The organism is Methylibium sp. (genome assembly GCF_031393925.1).
Lineage (GTDB): Bacteria > Pseudomonadota > Gammaproteobacteria > Burkholderiales > Burkholderiaceae_C > Methylibium.
Genome location: NZ_JANMWL010000187.1, coordinates 1 through 4,115, shown reverse-complemented (window position 1 = coordinate 4,115; position 4,115 = coordinate 1). Strand labels below are relative to the sequence as shown.

Below are 4,115 nucleotides of genomic sequence, written 5' to 3'. Positions count from 1 at the left end.
ACACGCTGCTGCTCAGCGGTGACGGCAGTGGCGCGGTCGAGCGCCTCGCGGTTCGGCTCGGCATCATGCGCTGGCAGGCTCGCCTGCTGCCGGAAGACAAGGTCAAGTTGCTCAGCGAGTGGAGCGCCACGCACGGGCCCGTCGCAATGGTCGGCGACGGGCTGAACGACGGCCCGGTGCTGGCGTCAGCGGCAGTTGGCATTGCGGTCGGCGGCGCCACCGACCTGGCTCGCGAAAGCGCCGACGTCGTGCTGCCGCGCGGCGGTCTGGCCAGCCTGACATGGCTGCTGCGCGAGGCGGATCGGGTGCGCCGCTCGGTGCGCGCCAACCTGCTGTGGGCGTTCGGCTACAACGCAGTGGCGCTGGCGCTGGCAGCTGGCGGGCTGCTGCGGCCTGCGCTGGCCGCCGCGCTGATGGCGGGATCCAGCCTGTTGGTGGTGGCGCGATCATGGCGCGCCCAGCGCCGCGCCGACGACACCGGCCGGATCGAGGAAGGTCCGAGGCGCGCCGCAGCCGCAGCACACGCGGCATTGCCACCTTGAGTTCATGATGCGACGCCGGCTCGCTGTATCGATGTGCGTGATCGGGTTCGCGCTGCCGACGCTTGCTCGTCACGGCACACAGCAGGCGGTTAATCACGATCTGGACGGCTGGGCGGTCGCCCCGTTCACGTTGACCGATCAATACGGCCGTGCCTTCACCGAGGCGCACCTGCGCGGACGCTGGACCTTCGTGCTGTTCGGCGATACCAGCGACTGCGCAACGCGGTGCGATGCGGCACTGGCGGCGCTGGCTGCGTTGTGTCAGCGCATCGAGCGCGCCGACGCGATGAAGACCACGCAGGTCGTGTTCATCTCGCTCGACCCGAAGCGCGACACGTCGGCGCGGCTGCGCCAGTATCTGTCGGCCTACGACACCCGCTTCATCGGCACCACGGGCACGCCCGAGGCATTGCGGCGCCTGGCGGACGACATGCGGGCCGGCACCGCCGCGGCGAGCACCGGCACCGGCACCGGCACCGGCACCGGCACCGATGGAGCGACCCAGCACAACCACGGTTCCCTCCTGCTGATCGGCCCCGACGCGACGATTCGGGCCGAATACCTGCCACCCCTGGACGTCCTGCGGCTGACCGCTTCATACATGCGCATGCGCCGCGGCAGCCTCTGAGCAGCCCGGGTCTGTCGGCGCACGCAGGTTTCCTCGTGCGTAGCCCCGGGTCTCCGGGTTCGCCAGGTTCCCACACTCCATGCGCGATCTTTCATGCTCGTGACCGTCGCCGCCACCGAGGCGCTGGCACGGCTGCACGAGTTCGACGCCTTCATCGACGCCCGCACCCAGAGCGAGTTCGCACTCGACCGGCTGCCCGGTGCCGTCAACTGGCCCAGCCTGACCGACGACGAGCCGTCGCTGGTGGGGACCGAGTACAAATAGCTGTCGCCCTTCACCGCCAAGAAGCGCGGCGCGGCCCTGGTGGCACGCAACATCGCCGACCACTTCGAGCGAGTGCTGATCGAGACGCCCAAGGACTGGAAGCCGCGGGTCTACTACTGGCGCGGCGGCAAGCGCAGCGGATCGCTGGCCCTGGTGCTGGACCAGATCGGCTTCAAAGTTCATCTGCTCGAAGGCGGCTATGCCGAATTTCGCCGCGCCGTGGTGGCCGTGTGAACGCTGGTCAAGAACCGCGTCTACGGTAAGCGGCCAGCCATCCCACCTTGAACAGCCGGTGGATACCGGCCAGCATGGTGTCCACCTATGTCTGAGGTGGACACCATGCAAATCAAGAGTGCGCCGCGGCGGCGCCATGCCGCTGAACTCAAGGCCCGGGTGCTGGCTGCATGCGACGAACCTGGCGCCTCGGTGGCGGCCATTGCACGCGCCTACGACCTCAACGCCAACCTCGTGCACAAGTGGCGCTGTGGGGTGGCGCCGACTGCCCGGGCGCCGGCATCATCCAGCGCAGGCCACGTCGCGAGTGAATTCATCGCGTTGGCTTTGCCAAGTCGTGAGGCCGTCCCGGCAGCGCCGGCCGACATCCGCATCGAACTGCGCCGGGGTGCCACGACCGTTGCCGTGAGCTGGCCCCTGGCGGCGGCCGATCAGTGCGCGGCGTGGCTGCGTGGTTGGCTGCGATGATCCGCATCGATCAACTGTGGCTGGCCGTCGAGCCGCTGGACATGCGCGCTGGTGCCGAGCGTTTGCTCGCCCGCGTGGTGCAAGTGTTTGGATCTGCCCAGGCCCATCACGGCTACCTGTTCGCCAACGCACGCGCCACGCGCATCAAGCTGCTCGTGCACGACGGCTTCGGCGTGTGGTGCGCGGCACGGCGCTTGAACGACGGGCGCTTCGTGTGGCCGCGACAGGTGCCTGCCGAAGCCGCGCCGATGACCTTGACGCAGCCGCAATTCGATGCCCTGGTGCTCGGACTGCCCTGGCAACGCCTGGAGCAAATGAGGGTCATCACACGCATGTGATGCAGGCGTGATCACACGCTGCGATTGAGCGCCAATCGGCACCGTCGCGGCAATCCGAACATGCCCGGATAGCCGCGCCAATGCTGGCTTTGCACAATACGGGCATGCTCAATGTGCACGAACTCAAAGCCCAGGACCTGCGCGGTCTGAGCCCGAGTTCTCTGGCCGAAGTGGCCGCACAAATGCTCCAGCGCATCGGCGAGCAAAGCAAGCAGATCGCCGAACGCGACCGAGCCATCAAGTTCAAGGACGCCAAGCTCGAGCGCATCACGTTCGAGCTGGCACGCCTGAAGGCGTGGAAGTTCGCGGCCAAGACCGAACGCATGAACGCCGAGCAGCGCCAGTTGTTCGAGGAGACGCTGGCCGCCGACGAGGCCAGCCTGGAGGCACAGCTCGAAGCCCTGCAGGCCCAGGCCGGCGCACCGCTTGATGCGGTGCCAGTTGAAGCACGGCGCCGGCCCAAGCGCCAGGCGCTGCCCGAACACCTGGTGCGCGTCGAACATCATCACGAGCCCGAGGACACCACCTGCCCAAGCCCGGACTGCGGCCAGCCGATGGTGCGCGTGGGCCAAGACGTGAGCGAACGGCTGGACATCGTGCCGGCGCAGTTCTTCGTGCACCGCCACATCCGTGGCAAGTGGGCCTGCCGCTGCTGCGAGCTGCTGGTGCAAGAACCGGTGGCGCCGCAGATCATCGACAGCGGCATGCCCGCCGCCGGCCTGGTGGCGCACACCCTGGTCAGCCGCTTCATCGACCACCTGCCGTACTACCGGCAAGAGCAGATCAACGCCCGCTCAGGCGTGCACACGCCGCGCTCGACGCTGGCAGCGTGGTCGGGTCGAGGAGGTGCCGCGCTGCAGCCGCTGTTCGACGCGCACCGCGAGTTCGTGCTCGGCGCGCAAGTGCTGCACGCCGACGAGACGCCGGTGAACATGCTCGACCCCGGCGCGGGCAAGACGAAGAAGGCCTACGTCTGGGCTTACGCACGCAGCGGCTTCGATGCATTGCCGGGCGTGGTCTATGACTTCTGCGTCGGGCGCGGCGCGAAGTACCCGATGGCCTTCTTGCAAGGCTGGTCGGGCACGCTGGTGCGCGACGAGTTCAAGGGCTATGAGAGCGTGCTCAAGCTCGATGGCAGAAAAGCGGCCGGCTGCCTGGCCCACGCCAGGCGCAAGTTCGACGAGCTGATCAAGGTCAACCAAAGCCCCGTGGCCACGCAGGCGGTGCAGCGCATCGCCTGGCTCTACCGCATCGAGCGCGAGGCGCGGGACTTGGCCGAAGAAGAACGGCTTGCCATGCGGCAGGCCCGAGCGAAACCGCTGTGGGAGGAGTTGCACGTCTGGTTGCGGCTTGAGCGAACGCGTGTGCCCGAGGGTAGCGCGATTGCGGGCGCGATCGACTACAGCTTGAACGCCTGGGCAGCGCTGACGGCGAACCTGCACGATGGCATGGTGCCGATCGACAACAACCACATCGAGAACCTGATGCGGCCCTGGGCGATGGGGCGAAATAAGGCGAACTTTGCTTTTATGCGAAGTCGCCCGAACTGGCTGAGCGGACCGGCGCTGAAGGCGCGGCATGGGACGAGTCGGCGCGGTTGTGGACTTCGCATAAAAACGAGCATCTCCTGCAGTGGCAACC

At 67.7% G+C, this 4,115-nt stretch carries 7 protein-coding genes; all 7 read left to right on the top strand.

The window, feature by feature from the left end:
* A partial coding sequence (locus RMO12_RS10390; RefSeq protein ID WP_309639235.1) for an HAD-IC family P-type ATPase occupies positions 1–542 on the top strand: 542 nt, incomplete at its 5' end.
* Between the two features lie 4 nt (positions 543–546).
* Complete coding sequence (locus RMO12_RS10385) at positions 547–1,170, top strand: SCO family protein (RefSeq protein WP_309639234.1); 624 nt, start codon at positions 547–549, stop codon at positions 1,168–1,170.
* A gap of 93 nt (positions 1,171–1,263) precedes the next feature.
* Complete coding sequence (locus RMO12_RS10380; protein WP_309639233.1) at positions 1,264–1,434, top strand: hypothetical protein; 171 nt, start codon at positions 1,264–1,266, stop codon at positions 1,432–1,434.
* 39 nt (positions 1,435–1,473) lie between these two features.
* Positions 1,474–1,668: a hypothetical protein gene (locus RMO12_RS10375; protein WP_309639232.1), complete on the top strand. Its 195-nt coding sequence runs from the start codon at positions 1,474–1,476 to the stop codon at positions 1,666–1,668.
* A gap of 105 nt (positions 1,669–1,773) precedes the next feature.
* Positions 1,774–2,136: a transposase gene (locus tag RMO12_RS10370; protein WP_309639231.1), complete on the top strand. Its 363-nt coding sequence runs from the start codon at positions 1,774–1,776 to the stop codon at positions 2,134–2,136.
* Positions 2,133–2,474, top strand: coding sequence for an IS66 family insertion sequence element accessory protein TnpB (tnpB, locus tag RMO12_RS10365; RefSeq protein WP_309639230.1), 342 nt, complete (start codon positions 2,133–2,135; stop codon positions 2,472–2,474). The genes RMO12_RS10370 and tnpB overlap by 4 nt, the downstream gene beginning before the upstream one ends.
* A gap of 104 nt (positions 2,475–2,578) precedes the next feature.
* Positions 2,579–4,115 (top strand): IS66 family transposase (tnpC, locus tag RMO12_RS10360; protein ID WP_309639229.1); only part of this gene is annotated, 1,537 nt, incomplete at its 3' end.

Bases quoted from the DNA above. Each gene is read 5' to 3' on its own strand.
- RMO12_RS10385 (WP_309639234.1), top strand. From the start codon at position 547: ATGATGCGACGCCGGCTCGCTGTATCGATGTGCGTGATCGGGTTCGCG.
- RMO12_RS10380 (WP_309639233.1), top strand. From the start codon at position 1,264: ATGCTCGTGACCGTCGCCGCCACCGAGGCGCTGGCACGGCTGCACGAG.
- RMO12_RS10370 (WP_309639231.1), top strand. From the start codon at position 1,774: ATGCAAATCAAGAGTGCGCCGCGGCGGCGCCATGCCGCTGAACTCAAG.
- tnpB (WP_309639230.1), top strand. From the start codon at position 2,133: ATGATCCGCATCGATCAACTGTGGCTGGCCGTCGAGCCGCTGGACATG.